Annotated in this window: 15 protein-coding genes and 2 pseudogenes; 7 read left to right on the top strand and 10 right to left on the bottom strand. The window is 48.4% G+C overall.

Annotation, left to right across the window (positions count from 1 at the left end; genetic code table 11):
- Nucleotides 1–10 precede the first annotated feature (10 nt).
- The 4 genes from lpxC (at nucleotide 11) to lpxB (ending at nucleotide 3,799) form a co-directional block, all read left to right on the top strand.
- Nucleotides 11–859, top strand: a complete 849-nt coding sequence (gene lpxC / locus NDA06_RS02190; RefSeq protein ID WP_190984756.1) for a UDP-3-O-acyl-N-acetylglucosamine deacetylase — start codon at nucleotides 11–13, stop codon at nucleotides 857–859.
- Between the two features lie 66 nt (nucleotides 860–925).
- A complete protein-coding gene (fabZ, locus tag NDA06_RS02195; RefSeq protein WP_190411736.1) occupies nucleotides 926–1,462 on the top strand; it encodes a 3-hydroxyacyl-ACP dehydratase FabZ in 537 nt (178 codons plus the stop codon).
- 252 nt (nucleotides 1,463–1,714) lie between these two features.
- Entirely contained in the window at nucleotides 1,715–2,521 is an 807-nt protein-coding gene (gene lpxA, locus NDA06_RS02200) for an acyl-ACP--UDP-N-acetylglucosamine O-acyltransferase (RefSeq protein ID WP_190535668.1), read from the top strand.
- 123 nt (nucleotides 2,522–2,644) lie between these two features.
- Nucleotides 2,645–3,799 (top strand): lipid-A-disaccharide synthase, encoded by a 1,155-nt coding sequence (gene lpxB, locus NDA06_RS02205; RefSeq protein WP_190984755.1) that lies wholly within the window; start codon nucleotides 2,645–2,647, stop codon nucleotides 3,797–3,799.
- A 145-nt stretch (nucleotides 3,800–3,944) separates the two neighbouring features.
- Here lpxB and NDA06_RS02210 read toward each other — a convergent pair whose 3' ends face one another.
- On the bottom strand, nucleotides 3,945–4,172 hold the full coding sequence (locus NDA06_RS02210) for a hypothetical protein (RefSeq protein WP_199323970.1): 228 nt from the start codon (nucleotides 4,170–4,172) through the stop codon (nucleotides 3,945–3,947).
- Between the two features lie 51 nt (nucleotides 4,173–4,223).
- On the opposite strand from NDA06_RS02210, the pseudogene NDA06_RS02215 reads away from it, so the two are divergent.
- A pseudogene (locus tag NDA06_RS02215) lies at nucleotides 4,224–4,529 on the top strand (glycosyltransferase).
- A gap of 230 nt (nucleotides 4,530–4,759) precedes the next feature.
- Nucleotides 4,760–7,231 (top strand): PAS domain-containing protein, encoded by a 2,472-nt coding sequence (locus NDA06_RS02220; RefSeq protein WP_242047354.1) that lies wholly within the window; start codon nucleotides 4,760–4,762, stop codon nucleotides 7,229–7,231.
- Between the two features lie 167 nt (nucleotides 7,232–7,398).
- Here the strand turns inward: NDA06_RS02220 and NDA06_RS02225 are convergent, their stop codons facing one another.
- From NDA06_RS02225 to yidD, 8 genes and pseudogenes are all read right to left on the bottom strand, one after another.
- The gene (locus NDA06_RS02225; RefSeq protein WP_190411733.1) at nucleotides 7,399–8,127 is read right to left on the bottom strand and encodes a response regulator transcription factor; all 729 of its coding nucleotides are present in this window, start codon (nucleotides 8,125–8,127) and stop codon (nucleotides 7,399–7,401) included.
- A 207-nt stretch (nucleotides 8,128–8,334) separates the two neighbouring features.
- Nucleotides 8,335–10,659 (bottom strand): hypothetical protein, encoded by a 2,325-nt coding sequence (locus tag NDA06_RS02230; protein ID WP_190984753.1) that lies wholly within the window; start codon nucleotides 10,657–10,659, stop codon nucleotides 8,335–8,337.
- A gap of 24 nt (nucleotides 10,660–10,683) precedes the next feature.
- Complete coding sequence (locus NDA06_RS02235; protein WP_190527517.1) at nucleotides 10,684–10,827, bottom strand: hypothetical protein; 144 nt, start codon at nucleotides 10,825–10,827, stop codon at nucleotides 10,684–10,686.
- Between the two features lie 76 nt (nucleotides 10,828–10,903).
- Nucleotides 10,904–11,058, bottom strand: a pseudogene (locus NDA06_RS02240) (DNA adenine methylase); the annotation flags it as partial.
- 23 nt (nucleotides 11,059–11,081) lie between these two features.
- Nucleotides 11,082–12,107: an ABC transporter permease gene (locus NDA06_RS02245; RefSeq protein WP_190412954.1), complete on the bottom strand. Its 1,026-nt coding sequence runs from the start codon at nucleotides 12,105–12,107 to the stop codon at nucleotides 11,082–11,084.
- A gap of 162 nt (nucleotides 12,108–12,269) precedes the next feature.
- On the bottom strand, nucleotides 12,270–13,919 hold the full coding sequence (locus NDA06_RS02250) for an ABC transporter substrate-binding protein (RefSeq protein ID WP_190984752.1): 1,650 nt from the start codon (nucleotides 13,917–13,919) through the stop codon (nucleotides 12,270–12,272).
- Nucleotides 13,920–14,004: 85 nt separating this feature from the next.
- The gene (locus NDA06_RS02255; protein ID WP_190412956.1) at nucleotides 14,005–15,021 is read right to left on the bottom strand and encodes a TOBE-like domain-containing protein; all 1,017 of its coding nucleotides are present in this window, start codon (nucleotides 15,019–15,021) and stop codon (nucleotides 14,005–14,007) included.
- A 281-nt stretch (nucleotides 15,022–15,302) separates the two neighbouring features.
- Complete coding sequence (gene yidD / locus NDA06_RS02260; RefSeq protein ID WP_190535678.1) at nucleotides 15,303–15,779, bottom strand: membrane protein insertion efficiency factor YidD; 477 nt, start codon at nucleotides 15,777–15,779, stop codon at nucleotides 15,303–15,305.
- A 183-nt stretch (nucleotides 15,780–15,962) separates the two neighbouring features.
- Between yidD and chlP the strand changes: the two genes are divergently transcribed.
- Nucleotides 15,963–17,183: a geranylgeranyl reductase gene (gene chlP, locus NDA06_RS02265; protein WP_190412958.1), complete on the top strand. Its 1,221-nt coding sequence runs from the start codon at nucleotides 15,963–15,965 to the stop codon at nucleotides 17,181–17,183.
- A 213-nt stretch (nucleotides 17,184–17,396) separates the two neighbouring features.
- On the opposite strand, the gene NDA06_RS02270 is transcribed toward chlP, so the two are convergent.
- Entirely contained in the window at nucleotides 17,397–18,200 is an 804-nt protein-coding gene (locus NDA06_RS02270; protein WP_190412959.1) for a phytanoyl-CoA dioxygenase family protein, read from the bottom strand.
- Between the last annotated feature and the right edge of the window lie 118 nt (nucleotides 18,201–18,318).

The following is an 18,318-nucleotide window of genomic DNA, read 5'->3' on the forward strand; positions in this document are numbered from 1 at the left end:
ATTTTTAATTATGAAACAACACACGCTAAAAGGATCTTTTGAACAATCTGGCGTCGGTCTACATAGCGGCGTCCCTACCCATGTCCGAGTGCTACCAGCGGCGGCTGGAGAGGGACGTTACTTTGTCAGAGTTGACCTGGCTGGGGCACCCGTGATTCCAGCGCGGGTGGAAGCAGTCAGTCAGACAACCCTCTCCACCGAACTTGCTAGCAGTGGAGAGGCGCGGGTTCGGACTGTGGAACACCTGCTAGCCGCTTTAGCAGGCAGCGGTGTCGATAACGCTCGAATTGAGATTGATGGCCCGGAAGTGCCCCTGCTGGATGGCTCAGCGCTGATTTGGGCGGAAGCGATCGCGCAAGCAGGGATTGTCGGTAACGATGAATTAATTCCCGATTCAACTTTTAAGATAGAAAAGCCCGTCTGGGTCTATCAAGGCGATGCTTTTGTCGCCGCCCTACCAGCGCCAGAGTTGCGCTTTTCCTACGGAATTGACTTTGACTCGGCGGCGATTGGCAACCAGTGGCACAGCTGGACGCCGGGGCGAGAAAATTTTGCCGAAGCGATCGCACCCGCTCGCACGTTTGGTCTGGCTCACCAAATTGAGCAGTTACAAGCCGCAGGTTTAATCAAAGGCGGAAGTTTAGACAACGCCCTCGTTTGCGATTCACAAGGATGGCTTAATCCTCCCTTAAGATTTTCAAATGAGCCAGTGCGTCATAAACTTTTAGATTTAGTAGGGGATTTAAGTTTACTGGGATATTTCCCGCAAGCTCATATCCTCGCCTACAAAGCCAGCCATCACCTGCATATTCAACTCACCCAGCAGTTACTCCAAGAAGTTGCGAGTCGCCCTGAGTGAGCCTGTGTAAAGTGGCTGCGCGATCGCAACTCTAGCCCCTAGCCTCTAATCCCTGTCATACAGCCCATGTCCACACTGATTGAAGTCAATACACCCGATGCTGAGACTGCGACGCCCCAAGCCAAGAATGTCGGGGAAGAAACAGCACAAAACAGCCAGTCTGCTGCCAAAACCATCCTGACGATCGAAGACATTCAAAAATTGCTGCCCCATCGGTATCCTTTTGCATTGGTGGATCGGATTATCGAGTACGTGCCCGGAGAAAGGGCTGTGGGCATCAAAAATGTCACCTTTAATGAACCCCATTTTCAAGGGCATTTCCCCGGTCGTCCGATTATGCCTGGGGTATTAATTGTGGAAGCAATGGCTCAAGTGGGCGGGATTGTATTGACCCAACTCCCAGATATTGAAAGCGGCTTATTTATGTTTGCTGGCATTGATAAAGTCCGCTTCCGTCGCCCCGTAGTACCGGGAGATCAGCTAGTCATGACCGTGGAACTGCTGTGTGTCAAACGGCGTCGTTTTGGAAAGATGCACGCCCGTGCCGAAGTCGATGGTCAATTGGCTACAGAAGGCGAACTGATGTTTTCCATCGTTGACTAAAACAGTCATGAGGACTGAGGAGTGTTTGCTTAGCCCTACTCTATTCGCAGGCTAAAAAACAGGTTTGAGAAAAGAAGTTTGATGGCACATTAGTTGAAGAAGCTGATGGTTAAATTCTGACTCATAACTCCTAACGCTAACTTTATTCCTCATTCCTCAGTTTTGATTTGTGACTTGTCACTTTTGTTTACTCAGTCCGTGCTTCGCTAACAGTCCGCGCGATCGCGCCGAAGAGCGCTAACAGTCCTGTATATGATTCATCCCACCGCGATAATTCACCCTGACGCTCAACTACACCCCAGCGTGCAAGTTGGGCCTTATGCGGTGATTGGAGAACAAGTAAAAATTGGTGCTGAAACCACGATTGGCGCTCATGTTGTAATCGAGGGACCAACGGAAATTGGTGCACAAAATCACATTTTTCCGGGGGCAGCAATTGGCTTAGAACCCCAAGACCTCAAGTATGACGGGGCTAAAACCTGGGTAAAAATTGGTGATGGTAATCGAATTCGAGAGTATGTCACAATTAACCGGGCAACTGGCGAGGGTGAAGCGACGGTAATTGGCAATGGCAATTTGCTGATGGCTTATGTCCACGTTGCTCATAATTGCGCGATCGCAGATAAAGTGATTATTTCCAATGCGGTGTCGCTCGCTGGGCACGTCCAGATCGATTCGCGGGCGGTGATTGGTGGCGTCCTAGGGATTCATCAATTTGTCCACATCGGGCGAGGCGCGATGGTGGGCGGGATGAGTCGCATTGACCGCGATGTGCCTCCTTATCTGCTTGTAGAGGGAAATCCATCGCGGGTACGCAGTCTCAACTTGGTGGGACTCAAACGCGCTGGTTTATCTGCCGCTGAGTTGGGAATTCTCAAAAAAGCGTTTCGGATTCTCTATCGTTCTGGATTACCCCTGAATCAATCCCTAGAACAACTGGATCTGCTCCCAGATAACGAATACTTGCAACACCTGCGCCGGTTCCTGCAACTTTCTCAAGCGCCAGGGCGGCGCGGTCCGATTCCAGGGAAAAGAACGAAGAATAAAGATGAAGAGTAATTGGGAAAAAAGTTGTAGAGACGCCCTAAACCGCGTCTGAGTTTTGAGTTCAAAGTTATTTGTTTCATTCAAAACTCAACTCAAAACTCAAAACTCGATTACCCATTACTGATTACCAAATTAATGCGTATATTTATCAGCACTGGCGAAGTTTCAGGGGATCTGCAAGGGGCGCTACTGATTGAGGCACTTTATCGACAAGCACAGGCAACTGGCTTGGAATTAGAAATTGTTGCCTTGGGGGGCGATCGCATGGCGGCGGCGGGTGCGACTCTCTTGAGCAATACCAGCGGGATTGGTTCGGTGGGGCTTTTTGAATCTCTCCCTTATGTGTTACCGACCTTACAAGTCCAGCGTCGAGCCAAACAGTACCTCCGAGAGAACCCACCCGATCTGGTGGTGCTAATTGACTACTTAGGCCCAAATATTGGCGTTGGCACTTATCTTCAGCGACAGATGCCGCAGGTGCCAGTCGCGTACTACATCACGCCGCAGGTATGGGTTTGGTCGCCCTTTAAGCGCGACACCACTCGAATCATCGAGATTAGCGACCAAGTGTTGGCGATTTTCCCAGAGGAAGCGCAATATTTCCAAAAACGGGGGGCATCGGCTGCTTGGGTGGGGCATCCCTTGGTGGATCGGATGCAAAAGGCTCCCAGCCGAGAAGCGGCACGAAGAATCTTAGAGATAGAGCCAGAACAAATTGCGATCGCGCTTCTCCCTGCCTCTCGTCCTCAAGAACTCAAGTATCTCATGCCGGTTATGTTTGAGGCGGCGAAAGCGATCCAAAACAAACTGCCTCAAGTTCATTTCTGGATTCCTTTGTCTCTGGAAGCTTATCGGCTCCAAATTGAAGCGGCGATTGGACGTTATGGTTTAAATGCAACTCTGGTTTCTGGTAAAAGTCAGGAAGTTCTGGCGGCGGCTGATTTAGCGATCGCTAAGTCGGGGACTGTAAATCTGGAACTTGCCCTTTTAAACGTGCCGCAGGTGGTTCTCTACCGCGTTAGTCGCTTTACCTATTGGATTGCCCGTAATCTTCTAAAATTCTCGATTCCCTTCATGTCGCCAGCCAACTTGGTAATGATGCGGTCGATTGTGCCAGAATTGCTGCAAGATCAAGCTACGCCAGAAAACATTGTCCAAGAAGCTTTAGAACTCTTACTCAATCCCGAACGTCGCCAGCAAACTGTTGCAGATTATCAAGAAATGCGCTCCTCCTTGGGAGAAGTGGGAGTTTGCGATCGCGCTGCCAAAGAAATCTTTCAAATGCTTTGAAAATTTTTATTAAAACTTCCTTTAACTACTGACATCATTCCTTCCTAAAACCCGAATTTCATCAATTTGTAAGGTTCTATAGCACTCCTTGTGAGATTCCAGGGGTTCAGATCCCGACTTCCGTAAGAAGTCGGGGAGCTCGCCTTCACAAATCATTTAGGATTGCGATATCAGGAACAGTTTCCTCAATTTTGGCATCTTGACGATAGGGAAACTTACACGGGGCGACTGACAGCCTAGCCTGGACAATCTGTTGCTTCCAGCTCATCAGTAGCAAGAAGGTCGCTTTGTGGTGGCAGGGCCACAGTATCCGAATAATATTAACTGGCCCAAAAATGTTGAGCAAATCGAGCATTTGCCACCTGCTCGACACCGCTAGTTTTACCCTTTCCAACTGTTCACTCTTAATATTAGACGGACTAATATGGTTGAAGCAGATTATTCTCCCAGCGTGCGTTTATTTGAAGCATCTGCATGTGGAACTCCAATGATTAGTGATTATTGGTAGGGGTTGGAAACAATTTTTGAAATGGGTAAAGAAATTCTGATTGCCGAGTCGCCTGCCGATACTTTACAGGAGCTTCAAGAAACTCCGGAAGCTGAGAGAATTGCAATCGGCGATCGCGCTTGGACTCGCGCTTTGGCACAACATACGGCAGCCCATCGAGCCTCTAAATTGGAAGGCTACGTCTTGGAGCGAATCACTTTGTATTCTTCCTTTAAAAATTAATACTGGCTGTAATTTTTTTACCGACTGCTAGGCTTTTGTGGCAATTTCTCGATTCTGGGAAATTCCCGATTTTACTTTGTTTTGATGAGGCTTAATTTTAGAGATTATCTTGGCAAAAATGCTTTATTTATGATAGAAAAGCGGGGGATCTATCTTCGGGAATATTTAAGTTATTTTTAATATTGATTTATCTTGAAGAAAGGCTGTTAACGTTCGGTTCTTAAATTCTGATGGCAAGCCAGCAAGCTAGATGTGGGGAGTTCCAAGACCTCACGGGGCACCAAGGGGACACGGGGACACTAAGGCTGTATGACCGAGCGATGGCAGCAACCAGCTGTGGCATCGTCATTAGCGACGCCAGTCTGCCAAATAATCCAATTATCTATTGCAATCCTGCCTTTGAAAAAATAACCGGGTATTCGACCGCCGAAGTTTTGGGACGAAACTGCCGATTTTTGCAAGGAAATGATACAGATCCAGCCGCAATTGAGCAAATTCGTCAAGCCGTGCGGACGGGGAAAGAATGCCAGGTTGTTCTCAAGAACTATCGCAAAGATGGGACGCCTTTCTGGAATGACCTGAGTATTTCGCCGGTGTATGACGACGAGGGTCGGGTGACGCAATTTATTGGCGTCCAGACGGATATTACCGAGCGTAAAGCCGCCCAAGAGGCGCAGTGCGAAGGGGAAACGCGGCTGCGGCTGGCTCTGGGTGCGGCAAGTATGGGGGTTTGGGACTGGGATCTGGGAACCAATCGGGTGACTTGGTCTGAAGAGGTGGAAGGGATTTTTGGTCTGGCTCCTGGTTCCTTTACTGGCACCTACGAGGCTTATCTCCAATGCATTCATCCTGAAGATTGCTACCGCGTGGGACTTGAGATTGCGAGCATCGTAGAAGTCGGGAAAGACTTAAAGATGGAGTATCGCGTCATTCGTCCTGATGGAATTGGCTGGGTGGCGTCACGGGGTGCCGTTGTGCGCGACAATACGGGGAAGTGCGTGCGGATGATGGGAACGGTGATGGATATTACCGAACGCAAGCAAGCAGAGGAAGCGTCGCGACAGCAATTTTTGAGAGAACGGCTGGTCGGAGCGATCGCTAAGCGCATCCGTCAGTCTCTAGATTTAGAAGAAGTTCTCAATACAACTGTGGCAGAAGTGCGCCATTTTCTCTCTACTGACCGGGTACTCATTTACCGCTTCGATCTAGATCGGAACGGAGTTGTGGTTGTAGAGTCGGTCGGTGAGGATTGGACGCCTATTTTAGGAACCAGCATCCAAGATCCTTGCTTTGGGAAAAGCTACGTCTCGCCATACCAGCAAGGTGGGGTTCGAGCGATTGACAATATCTATACTGCTGGTATCCAACAATGCCATATTGATTTACTTGCCCAGTTTCAGGTGAGAGCTAACTTGGTAGTTCCGATTCTGCAAGGGGAAAATTTATGGGGGTTGCTGATTGCCCATCACTGTCGAGAACCCCGAAAATGGCAAGAATCAGAAGTAGAATTGCTCAAACAGCTGAGCGTGCAGCTAGCGATCGCAATTAAGCAATCCGTTCTCTTCCAACAGCTAAACGCCGAACTGGTCGAACGCAAACAGGCAGAAATCGCTTGGCTGAAATCAGAAGCCCAGCTAAAAGAACAAACAACCCAACTAAAACGAACCTTGGGAGAATTGGGACAAACCCAATCTCAGCTAATTCAGAGCGAAAAGATGTCCAGTTTAGGGCAGTTGGTTGCAGGTGTTGCCCATGAAATTAATAATCCAGTCTCCTTCATCTACGGCAATCTCGACCATGCGAATCAGTATGCTCATGACCTGCTGAACCTGTTAAATCTCTATCAAAAGCACTTTCCCAAACCCCCTACCGAAATTCAAGTTGCAAATCAGGATATCGATTTAGATTTCTTGGTGGAAGATTTTCCCAAACTACTGACTTCCATGAAAATGGGAGCCGACCGCATCCGCGATTTGGTCTTGTCGCTGCGGAATTTCTCCCGCCTGGATGAATCCCAGAAGAAGGCGGTTGATATTCATGAGGGCATAGATAACACGCTGTTGATTTTGCAGCATCGGTTGAAAGAAGACAGCTCCCATCCCAAAATTCAGATTATTAAAGAATACGGCGATTTGCCCAAAGTAGATTGTTACGCTGGGCAACTCAACCAAGTGTTTATGAATCTCCTCAGTAATGCAATTGATGCTTTAGAAGAATACAATGCCCAGCAAGTCTCCGCAGGAGGAGCATCGCTGACGCCGGAGGATCTCAAAGCCAACCCCAGCCAGATTACCATTCGCACCTCTTTGAAGGATGAAGGAATCAGGATAAAGGATGAATTCAATGCCAATCCTCATCCCACCCTTCGAGAAGGGCAAAGCCCTACATCCCTAAGTCCCAATCCTGCCTCTGTTGTCATCAGGATTGCGGATAATGGCCCTGGCATTCCCGAAGCAATTCAGAAACAAATTTTTGACCCCTTCTTTACGACGAAAGCCGTGGGAAAAGGGACTGGCTTGGGCTTGTCCATTAGCTACCAAGTTGTAGTTGAACGTCACGGGGGTCAACTCGAGTGCGTGTCAACACCGGGAAAGGGAACAGAGTTTATTATCGAAATTCCGATCCAGAAGGTAGAAGAGGAATCTCTTTTAGGGGCGCATTGCCCAATTCCTCTATCTATACAGCCCCATCGGGTGGCTTAACACTCCCTTATGCTTGGCACTCCCTGCTTGCCAAGGTCGGTTTTTTTGCTTTCTCCGGGAAGCTTAGAACCGTTCCATTTTCTTCAAGCAGACCTTCCCCACCTAGGAAGAAAGGGCTGTTGATGAACACATCTTGATGAACACAACACAGGCAAATCAACAATCAATCAGCTTGCGTCTGTGCTAACTTGCTCTTCAGTCGGCAACTCCAGACAGTAGCCCGCACCATAGACGGTCTTAATATAGCGCGGGTGGCGGGGATCGGGTTCTAGCTTCGTTCTCAAGTGCCGAATATGCACCCGAATCGTTTCAATGTCATCGTCGGGATCGTAGCCCCAAACTTCCCGCAGGATTTCACTAGGAGAAACGGTTTGACCATGACGCTGGAGTAAGCAGTGCAGTAATTCAAACTCCAGATGCGTTAACTTCACTGTCTGATTGAACCAAATAGCCTCAAAGCGTTCTGGGACTAAGGTTAAAGAGCCATAGTGCAAGATTTCCGAGTGTTTGGCGGCTTGGGGAATACGGTCTGTTCGTCGCAGCAAGGCTCTGACCCGTGCCAGCATTTCTTCGAGTTCAAACGGCTTGGTCAGGTAATCATCGGCTCCGGCATTAAAGCCTTCTACCTTATCTTGAGTCTGACCCAGTGCTGTCAACATTAACACCGGAATATCGGCAGTGCGTTCATCCCGCCGCAACCGCTGGCAGACGGTGAAACCGTCCACATTGGGCAGCATTAGGTCAAGCATAATGAGGTCTGGTTGCAGTTGCAAAGCCAGTGCCTGACCTTTAATGCCATCTGGTGCTTGGCTGACATCGTATCCAGCCATTTCCAGATTGATGGTAACTAATTCTGCGATCGCAGCGTCGTCGTCGATGACGAGTATCCGGGGCATCACTACTAAATTATTGCTACAGTATTTTAAAGTTTCTATAAGAACCTTTATCGGAATCCAAAGATTCCTGTACAGATTATACGCAAGGATTCTAAATTCTTTCTAAAGAAAACCTTGGATTATCAAGAGAGTTGGCGATCGCACAAACACGCAGAGCATTCTATCTGCCCCACCAGAAAGGATCGTGACTGGGCGAAATGCACTCGTTTAGCTTTGAGCGTCAATCCAATCTCCCAGTGCCTTGCCCATCTTTTTTAGCTGAAGAGGGCGCTTGTAACTGAAATTAGAAAGTTGGGCTGCGGGCTTGATAATACCCCGATTTTTCTCACCGTCACACCAGTACGAGTTTGGAGCAGATTGTGGCGTATCAATGAGGGTAAAGTGCAACAAGCCAATCAATCCAGCGTTTTGCAGTTCTAAGGAGCGCTGTTGTAATTCCTGGTAAACTTTCGCGCCTCCCTCGTCCCAATCGGTGCCAGCATCAGCCATCAGGAAAAAGTAATCGATCAGAGACGGCTTTTGCAGTTGGGTTTGGATGAATTGGGCGATCGCAATTACTCGGTCGGGCATATCATAAAGCTTCGCTTGATCGGGGGTTAAGCGTTGGCATCCGTTTCCATCATTCCGCCAGGGGCCTTGGGTTACTTGAAACCCAAAGAAATCGACTCCCGGTGCAGCCGCCTTCAAATCAGGTAAATAGTTTTGCAGACCCGTGGGGGAGGCATTGAAGTCACCGAAAGCCAAACCCACTTTCAAATTCAGTCCCGGAACCGAACTCGCTGAGGTACGTAATCTTTGGGCAGCTTCAGCCATTAACTGCCCGAACTTCTGCGGAATACTGGCATCCCACCCATAACTCGCATTGACGGGATCGCGGAGCGTTCCTACCAGATTATGCTCCGGTTCCAGCGATACATACACCGTCCCTTGGGTCTTAGAGAGTACATCTTTCGCGAGGCGATCTAACTCCGAGAAGTACCAACTCTTTCTGGCTTCAATTTCAGCCCAAGTTTTTTTACTTTGGACATCGTGGGTAATCAAATTAACTATAAAGACGGGGACAACTCCTTCTTTAAACATTCGGTCTGTCGTCGCGCAAGTTTTCTGACCGGCGACACAACCAAACCAAATGGGTTGCCATCCCACCTCTACTCCAAGCGATGCAGCTTTCGGTTTCGGTAAACCGACTTCTTTGGCAACGTCAAGGCTGTGCATCCAAGTTTCTTCCACGTTGCTAGTGTCGCCACCAAAACCAATTAGCAATGAATTATTGGGTTGGGGAGTGTTGGGTACGGGTTGAGGAGTTGCGGGTGTTGGGGGAGGAGTTGCGGGTGTCTGAGCAGTTGTCGGAGGAGTATAGATGGTCTGACCTTGACCCATCAGCTTTTTCTGACTCAGAACCATCCGGAACCAATTTTGAAAAATCACTTGGGTTCCGTTTCGCTGCCTCGTGGTTCTCCGGAGTTGAGAGTTTGCATTCCCATTCCAAACGATCAGCTGCCGTTTGCGGGTTTCCACATAACGGATTGAAGAAACGCGATTTTTTTGACCATCCACCAAATAAGCAAATACAAGACCGTAGTTAGGATTGCTGCGTTCAACTGGAATCCAATACTCCCGACCGCAAGCAGCAGGATTTACTTTCTCTGGAACTCGATTGAAGTAATGGAAAACATAGTAAAGACGACCATCCCGATCAACTCCTTTACCGGGTTGAGTTAGCCTCCCAGAGCCACAATAGTTTTGAGCTGCTGTTTTGCTGGTTTGAGGGCTTGGGGAAGCAGAAGTAGAGGCGGTTTGGGCTGCTATAGAAGCTTGTTTCTGGTTATTTATAAGGGTTTGGGGGATAGAGGCAGTCTGAATGCGCCTTAGCTGCCTCCAATTCAGAATCCGCGCGATCGCATGAGAAAGGGCTTGGTTTCCATCTTGCCGCGTCAGGATTCTTCTCAGTAGAGGATTGACTGGATTACCATCCCAAACAATGAGTGTCCCGTTGTTCGTTTCCACATAACGAGTAGAAGAAACACGATTTTTGTATCCATCCACCCAATAAACAAATACAAGTCCGTAATAAGGATTGCTTTGCTCGGCTGGAATCCAATATTCCCGACCACAAGCGGCAGAATTCACTGACTCTTGACCTCGGCTGAAGTCATAGAAAACGGAATACACTCTCGTGTCTGTATCGATTCCCCTGGTAGGTTTGGTGATGGTGCCAGAACCACAGTAATTTGTCGGGGCGGTCCTCTCAAAAGGGCTGGGTTGGCTTGCTAGGATTTGCGGTTGTTGCGACTCAGAAGCAAATTGATTCAGCTTATTGTTGAATGCAGATTGAATGGCAGGTGGGTGAGCAGCAACGGCAACAGAGGCAGAATCGGCATTGGGACTGCTAATACCCAAATTCAGGGTAAAAACGGTGCTGAGCGCTATTGCGAGAAGGCGGTGCAGGAATGTTACCGGGTCAAACAAGGAGCCTACTAGAGTCGCAACAAAGCTGATGGTAGCTAAAGCAAGCAGCCGAATTCTACGCATTATGCAGCCGGAAATCTAAATAGATTATTGGCTGCTTCCTTTCCCTACTTCATCGGGAAATTTGCTGGATATCTCATTAACTGGCATTTGGCTCTCAGTGCGATCGCGTAGTTCCCACCTTCTCAAACACCGTTCCTGTCCGTTAATCAACCTAAAATTAGGCTGCATATCAGAAACCCGGTTTCTTAAAGAACCGGGTTTTCAACCACTTCCATCACTTCTGCGTCACCATACTTCACCTAATCGTTGCAACAGGTGAAGGTTGTCGCTCGCTCAATACCGCAGCCGAAGCACCATAAAGTTCCTAATAGTGCTGAGTTTTTGGCAACAAGGGCAGCAGCCAATCAAGATGGCTGAATTAATTTCCCCTTATCAACCCAAAGCGATTAATTTAGCCATTCTTTTTGTCTGAGTTGCCAGTTTTAGTACCGAATTCGAGGGTCGATGTAAGCATTGATAATATCAATCAAAATGCTAGCAACTACAACAATCGACGCAAAAAATACCATGATTCCCTGCACGGTAGGGTAATCTCGTAAAGAAATTGCTTCATAAAGTCGATTTCCTAAACCAGGCCAAGAGAAGGTAACTTCTGTTAAAACTGCGCCGCCAAGCAATGCGGCTAAAGTCAGCCCCAGGACGGTAATCACTGGAATCATGGCATTTTTTAGGGCATGGGCAAAGAGAATCCGCGATTCTGGAATACCTCTAGCTCTAGCAGCTTCTACATAATCCGCTTTAAGCGTTTGCTTCAAGTTCACCCGTACAATCCGCTCGAAAATTCCGCTTAGGAGGATTCCGAGGGTCAAGCTGGGGAGGGCGAGATAATGCAATGCGGTGAAAAAATGCTCAAAGTTACCGCTGAGGAGACTATCAATCGTATAAAGACCCGTGATGAGTGGCGGGGGTGCTGTAGTTAGGGGAAAGCGCGATCCTAAGGGAAACCAGCCTAGCTGAACCGAGAAAATCAACTGTAGAATCATCCCTACCCAGAATATCGGGAGCGAGTATGTGATGATGCCAAACAAGCGACCGCTCGCGTCTAAAGCCGTGCCAGGGCGGGTGGCGGAAAGGATGCCAACGCCAACGCCGACTAGGAAAGCGATCGCCATACTAAATACTGCTAATTCTACTGTCGCGGGAAAGTATTTCTGAATCTCACCCCAAACATCTTGACCCTGACTGGTCAGCGAAGTCCCCAAGTTCAAGCTAAGTAGGGAACCCAAATAGCGAATATATTGCAACGGTAAGGGATCTGATAGCCCCAACTGTTGACGATATTGCTCTTTGACGCTTTCTGGGGCGCGACCGCCTAAAACTGCATCCACCGGGTCGCCTGGGGTGGCACGGAGGAGCAAAAACACTAGGGTGATGATGATCCATAGCATCAAGGGTGCTAGGAGAAGGCGGACGAAGATGTAAGACTGTAGGGCTTTGGAGCGTGACATAAAAGAGTTTTGAGTTTTGAGTTTTGAGTTTTGAATTAAAGTTCAAAGTTTTGAGTTTTTTTGAGGAATTGTCGTTTGATTTTTGATTTCTAAAATGTTTTAGCTCAAAACTCGACACCAGAAACTCAAAAGTAGTCTTGACTTTTAATTCAAAACTCAAGACTATTTGCTAATTGTCCAGAAGGCGAAATCCTGGGTGGGGTTGATACGAAGACCGCTGACACCTTTTTGAGTAAAGGCGAAGTCTTTACTTTGCCAGAGTGGAACGTAAGGTACGTCTTTCGCCAGTAGGTCTTGAATATCCGCAAAAATCTTCTTGCGGGCTTCGGGGTTTTGCTCTTTTCGTTCTTGGGCAATCAGCTGGTTCATGCGATCGCTGTAATAAAAGGAACCCTGATTCTGGCTTGCGCCGTCTTCACAGCCGTTTGCCGCCGATCCTTTCGGACACTCCAGAAATGGCTGAACATAGTTGTCAGGGTCGAGAAAGTCTGGATACCAATCCAGTAAGACGGTCTGATAAAGACCTTGGGAGACGCTTTTAAAGAAGGTAGCAGAGTCTACGGTGTTAACTTCAAATTGCAGCGTTCCTCCCAGTTGTTGATCTGCCACTGCTTTGAGGGTACTGGCAGCGAGTCGGCGAGTCGGTGAAGTCGAGGGATACCAAATTTGCAGCTTCAAGGGATTGGTAGGAGAGTATCCCGCTTGCTGCAACAGTTGTTTTGCTTTTTCGGTATTGCCGTCCCCGTATTGGTCTTTAAATACTGGCTTGTAGACATCAAAGGTAGTGGGCACCATGCTGTAGAGAGGTTCGGCTTGATTTTTGAGCGATCGCTCATTCACCAAAGGTCGGTTGACGATGGATGCGATCGCACCGCGCACGACTGGGTTATCTAGCGGCTTACTCTTGGTGTTCAGCACCAGAAAGCTAGCAGCACTCCCCTGAGACTCGATCGCTTGCCAGCTCCCTTTGGTCGCCCCATCTTTCAAGCTGGCAATCTGGTCGGGATCGAGGGATAGGTAGGCGACATCCACGCCTCCCGTGCGAAATGCGTTAAACAAGTTGGCTGAATTACTCAGCACTTGCACGTCAATTCCTTTATTTACTGGTTTCTCGCCCCAGTATTGGTCAAAAACATCCAATCGCTGCGACTCACTGCTAAACTGAGCCAACTTGTAAGGGCCAGTACCCACAAATGTGTTTGGCTTGAACTTTCCAGCGCCAATTTCATAAGCTTTCGGTGAAACCGCAGCGGCACCGGAAAAGGCCAGCAGGGCGGGAAAAGCAGCAAACGGCTTTTTCAGCTTAATCGTTAACTCATAGTCGCCAGTTGCCTTCACTGAGTCCACCGCATCGCCGAGAAGAAATGACGGCTTTCCTTTATTTTCGATAAAGCGTTGCAGGGAAAATTCCATCGCTTTAGCGTTAAAAGGAGTGCCATCGTGGAAGACGACGCCCTGACGCACGGGAATCGTGTAAGTTAACCCGTCTGGACTCACCTTCGGCATTGCCGTCGCCAGCTGTGGCTTGAGTTGGGTGCTTCCCAATTCGTAGGTATACAGGCGATCGCTCAGGTTATAGAGCAAGTAGACGGCTGCTAGCTCGTAATTATCTGCCGGGTCCATCGTCCGTGGCTTCTGGGTGGTGCCGATGGTAATCCGACCAGAATTGGCACCACCAGGACTGGGAGAAGTCGCAGAATCAGGCGCCGGTCGTTTCCCACAGCTGATCGCGAGAAAACAACAAAGACAAAACAGACAAAAGAATTGTCCGATGAACCGCCACCGATGAATAGACAGGCGTCCCCACTTCATAACTTAACTATGCGCTCTTTCAAATCGACTTAGATATCTAATTAAAGCCGATTCAGCTGAAAGCTGAGTGTTGACGCCTGAAGTGCTAGATCGAAAAATACAGCGGGAAAGATTTCGCATCCTTTGGTTTGACGAATACTCGCTGTTGCGGCTCCAAATTTAACTCATCGAACCGCTCTCGCGTGATGTGAGCCATGACGACCTGACCATCGTCTAAGATTAATTCTGCTTGAATTTCCCAGCCGAGATGAATCAAGCGGTTCACTCGTGCGGGTACGGAGCTGCCGTTGGGATTCGTCTCTACGACGACATCATGGGGACGCAGGAATATCTCAGCTTGGGTCGAATCAAACCCGTTTGCCTCGAAAATGCGGGAAGTGCTGGGCAACACATTCACCGGGCCAATGAAACTCATGACAAACGGTGTCGTTGGGCGATCGTAAATCTGCGCGGGTGTGCCAATTTGTTCGACTCTGCCTTTGTTCATCACCACAATTTCATCGGAGACTTCCATTGCTTCTTCTTGGTCGTGGGTGACGAACACGGTGGTGACGTGGACTTCATCGTGCAGACGTCGCAACCAAGCCCGCAAATCCTTACGCACTTTGGCGTCTAAGGCTCCAAAGGGTTCATCTAGCAGCAATACTTGGGGTTGAACTGCTAGCGCTCTGGCTAAGGCAACTCGTTGTCGCTGACCGCCGGAGAGTTGGGAAGGGTAGCGATCGCCTAGTCCGCTTAGTTGCACTAACTCCAGCAATTCTTCTACCCGCGCCTTTACTTTGCCTTTGGGAGTTTTTTGAATCTCTAAGCCAAAGGCAATATTTTTGCGGACGGTGAGGTGTTTAAATAGAGCATAGTGTTGGAATACAAACCCGATGTTGCGGTCTTGAACGCTCTGATGAGTAGCATCTTGACCAGTCAACCAGATTTTCCCGCTATCTGGCATTTCCAGACCGGCGATCAGTCGCAGCAGTGTAGATTTACCAGAACCCGAAGGTCCTAAAAGCGCGACCAAGGAGCCTGATTGAATTTCTAAGTTGACTTCGTCAACGGCTTTAAAACTGCCGAACTCTTTAGAGACGTTTTCAACAACAATGCCCACTACTTTCGACCCCTAGACAAGAATATTTTTTTAGCTATCCTAATCTGGGTTTTCATTGACCCATCAAAGTTCAGGATAGACAAATCTCCGGTTTATCGATGAGATTAACGTACATATATACCATACCTAAAATCTATTTGCATTAATTGACATTTGCTAGAAACCTGGGGGTCAACAAAACTCGCAGGCAAAATGAGAACAGTTAGATTTTGCCTGCTCTCCCCCACAGCATTCTTAAATTAAGTTGAAGTCGGGGGGTAACAAAAAGAAGGATGAATGTTTTATCCTCCGCAACTCCCGCAATCTGCGACTCCACAATCTATCCCAGAGCCACAATCTGCGACTCCACAATCTAAGGAAGCAAAATCCATTTCAGAGAAACAATCTAGCGCTTCACAGCTCAGCTCTGAGACACCTGTAACACAATCTACAGCACCATAATCATCACAGTTGCAGCCCCAGTTTCTATTTCTGCGTTCGCGCTTGGAGCGATCGCTATCAGCTTGACTGCTATACCTGGCTTGCAAAATTTGGTTTGCGATTTTACAAGCTCGGAATCGTTGGCGCACCGTGGCGATCGCCCCCACCAAACCCTGTTGTGCAATCATGCGCTTGGCGTACTGAGAGCAAGATTCCCCCTTGTAAAGCAATCGATGAGCGCAAGAAAACCCTTTGCGGGGTGAAATGTGCCTCTGATAGCCGCCGATAGAAGCGATCGCGATTTGCCGAATTGCAGAATCGAGGGAAGGAGCATTCATAGAGTTGGAGCAAAAATCTCTGGAGTGATTGGGAGTAGCTACAACCCCAGGAACCGCGATTTAGTTTTCAATGTGTTAAGCTCTGTTGCAATTCAGTCACAACCTGCACGATCCTGCTGGGACAACCGAAAAGTCCGTGATACCATCTCACCTTGTAGCCGTAAGAGAATCGGGAGAATAGCTTTGGTACTACGGGTTGCTGTTGTGGGATCGGGTCCGGCGGGTTCCTCTGCTGCCGAAACGCTAGCAAAAGCTGGAATTGAGACTTACCTGTTTGAGCGCAAGCTAGACAACGCAAAGCCTTGTGGCGGGGCAATTCCGCTATGCATGGTGAGCGAGTTTGATCTACCGCCTGAGATTATTGATCGGCGGGTCAGAAAAATGAAGATGATCTCACCTTCCAACATTGAGGTAGATATCAACATTGAAAAAGAACATGAATATATCGGTATGTGTCGCCGCGAGGTATTGGATGGATACCTACGCGATCGCGCAGCTAAATTGGGTGCAAATTTAATTAACGGCACTGTTTATAAACTCGATATTCCCACGGGCAATACTGACCCTTACACCTTGCACTACGCCGATCACTCGAACGGTAGCGCTGAAGGGGAGATGAAAACCCTGAAAGTCGATCTGGTGATTGGGGCAGATGGGGCGAATTCCCGCGTTGCGAAGGCAATTGACGCCGGGGATTACAATTATGCGATCGCCTTCCAAGAGCGCATTCGCCTGCCAGAAGACAAAATGGCTTATTACAACGACCTGGCAGAAATGTACGTCGGGAACGATGTTTCCACCGATTTCTACGCCTGGGTATTCCCCAAATACGACCACGTCGCCGTCGGCACCGGCACCATGAAGGTGAACAAAGCCGACATCAAAAATCTGCAAGCAGGCATCCGCAAGCGTGCCGCTAGAAAACTTGCAGGCGGCGAAATCATCAAAGTAGAAGCTCACCCAATTCCAGAGCATCCCAGACCCCGCCGCGTTGTCGGTCGCGTTGCTCTAGTGGGAGACGCCGCCGGAACGGTTACAAAGTCTTCTGGTGAGGGAATTTACTTTGCCGCTAAGTCGGCGCGGATGTGTGCAGAAACCATTGTCGAAACTTCCAACGGTGGCACCCGCATCCCCACAGAAGCCGATCTGAAGCTGTACCTGAAGCGTTGGGATAAGAAATACGGCATCACCTACAAGGTGCTGGACATTCTGCAAACCGTCTTCTATCGCTCTGATGCCACTCGCGAAGCCTTTGTGGAAATGTGCGCCGACAAAGATGTGCAGAAGCTTACCTTCGATAGCTACCTGTACAAAACAGTCGTTCCGGCAAATCCCTTGATTCAGATGAAAATTACTGCCAAAACGATTGGTAGCTTGTTGCGGGGTAACGCGCTAGCTCCTTAGTGGTTTCTATCGGTAAGCAGAATTTGAAAAGCAAAAAAACCTAGAACATTAACAAATGGTTTTTCAGCCAGCGTTGGATCTTAAGAATCCAACGCTGGTTTTTTTATCCTCGTAATATTCAGATAGCGCTCCTCTGAGAGTTTTGATTGACGACAGAAGAAGACCGACCGCTACTTGAACTTAGAACAGTCACAACTAAACTTAGTAAGCGACTTAGTAAGCGAACGATTGATAAACCTCAACCTCGGATTTATCGTTTACGGATTCCACAATCGGATTAAAACGCAACAAGTGACGGGCGCGTTCGGAGAGTGTATCTAGGGTTGCACGCGGAATATTAATCGATACCTCAGGACGAAACATCCAGCGGCGACTATAGCCAATTACAACCATCGGACGCGGTGTTTCTGTGTAGTTAGGAGTGCCCCGGTGCAGACCCCGAACATCCCGGATCATCACATCACCCAGTTGCATTGTGACAGGTTCTAACTTGGCTTCTCCAGACTCCATGCGGCGCAGTCCTTCCTCTTTGGAAATCATGTGCGTACTGCGCGTAATCTCCATTGGCCCGTTTTCCAGAGTGATATCTACGAGTGGAAAGTTGACAGCTAACTGGAATGGCGGCGTTTCTGTACCCATTTCGGGGAAAAGTGGCGGCGCATCTCGATGCACGTCTTGATATTCAGACCCCAGCAAAGGTGTGTCAGTTGCTAGTTGGCACATCACTGCATCTTTGCCTACTAACAACTCTACAAGTGCCAGAATATCGTCATCTTCGTAAATACTAGGATCGGCAAAAGGAGCAGTGAAAGGAAGGGTTACATAATAGCGGGCTGAACCGCGATTGCGAAGCTTGCCTTCGCGGACAATGTGATCTTCTAGCAAAGGCGTGAAAGCTTCACGCCAAGAATTAAGTGTTACCGGGGAAAAGTGATTGGGCAACACACAATAGCCATCGTTCAGAACCGCTTGGGCGAACGATTCGATTTGTTGGTGGTTATAGCGCTTTGTCATCATCTTTTGATTTTAGCGATTGAGTATAGCGAATGGCTGTAGTTTAAAGTTTTATTTATGATAATTAATAATCAATAATTAGGCGCTTTAAAACCTTGCACATGGAGGTGCATCGTATCTT

The sequence above is a fragment of the Trichocoleus sp. ST-U1 genome (assembly GCF_039961835.1).
Taxonomy (GTDB): domain Bacteria; phylum Cyanobacteriota; class Cyanobacteriia; order Cyanobacteriales; family FACHB-T130; genus FACHB-T130.

What these genes read in the sequence shown, in the direction of transcription:
- fabZ (WP_190411736.1), top strand. Translation starts at nt 926, where the DNA reads ATGTCCACACTGATTGAAGTCAATACACCCGATGCTGAGACTGCGACG.
- lpxB (WP_190984755.1), top strand. Translation starts at nt 2,645, where the DNA reads ATGCGTATATTTATCAGCACTGGCGAAGTTTCAGGGGATCTGCAAGGG.
- lpxA (WP_190535668.1), top strand. Translation starts at nt 1,715, where the DNA reads ATGATTCATCCCACCGCGATAATTCACCCTGACGCTCAACTACACCCC.
- NDA06_RS02220 (WP_242047354.1), top strand. Translation starts at nt 4,760, where the DNA reads ATGGCAAGCCAGCAAGCTAGATGTGGGGAGTTCCAAGACCTCACGGGG.
- NDA06_RS02270 (WP_190412959.1), bottom strand. Translation starts at nt 18,200, where the DNA reads ATGATGACAAAGCGCTATAACCACCAACAAATCGAATCGTTCGCCCAA.
- NDA06_RS02245 (WP_190412954.1), bottom strand. Translation starts at nt 12,107, where the DNA reads ATGTCACGCTCCAAAGCCCTACAGTCTTACATCTTCGTCCGCCTTCTC.
- NDA06_RS02250 (WP_190984752.1), bottom strand. Translation starts at nt 13,919, where the DNA reads ATGAAGTGGGGACGCCTGTCTATTCATCGGTGGCGGTTCATCGGACAA.
- yidD (WP_190535678.1), bottom strand. Translation starts at nt 15,779, where the DNA reads ATGAATGCTCCTTCCCTCGATTCTGCAATTCGGCAAATCGCGATCGCT.
- lpxC (WP_190984756.1), top strand. Translation starts at nt 11, where the DNA reads ATGAAACAACACACGCTAAAAGGATCTTTTGAACAATCTGGCGTCGGT.
- NDA06_RS02235 (WP_190527517.1), bottom strand. Translation starts at nt 10,827, where the DNA reads ATGCAGCCTAATTTTAGGTTGATTAACGGACAGGAACGGTGTTTGAGA.
- NDA06_RS02230 (WP_190984753.1), bottom strand. Translation starts at nt 10,659, where the DNA reads ATGCGTAGAATTCGGCTGCTTGCTTTAGCTACCATCAGCTTTGTTGCG.
- NDA06_RS02225 (WP_190411733.1), bottom strand. Translation starts at nt 8,127, where the DNA reads ATGCCCCGGATACTCGTCATCGACGACGACGCTGCGATCGCAGAATTA.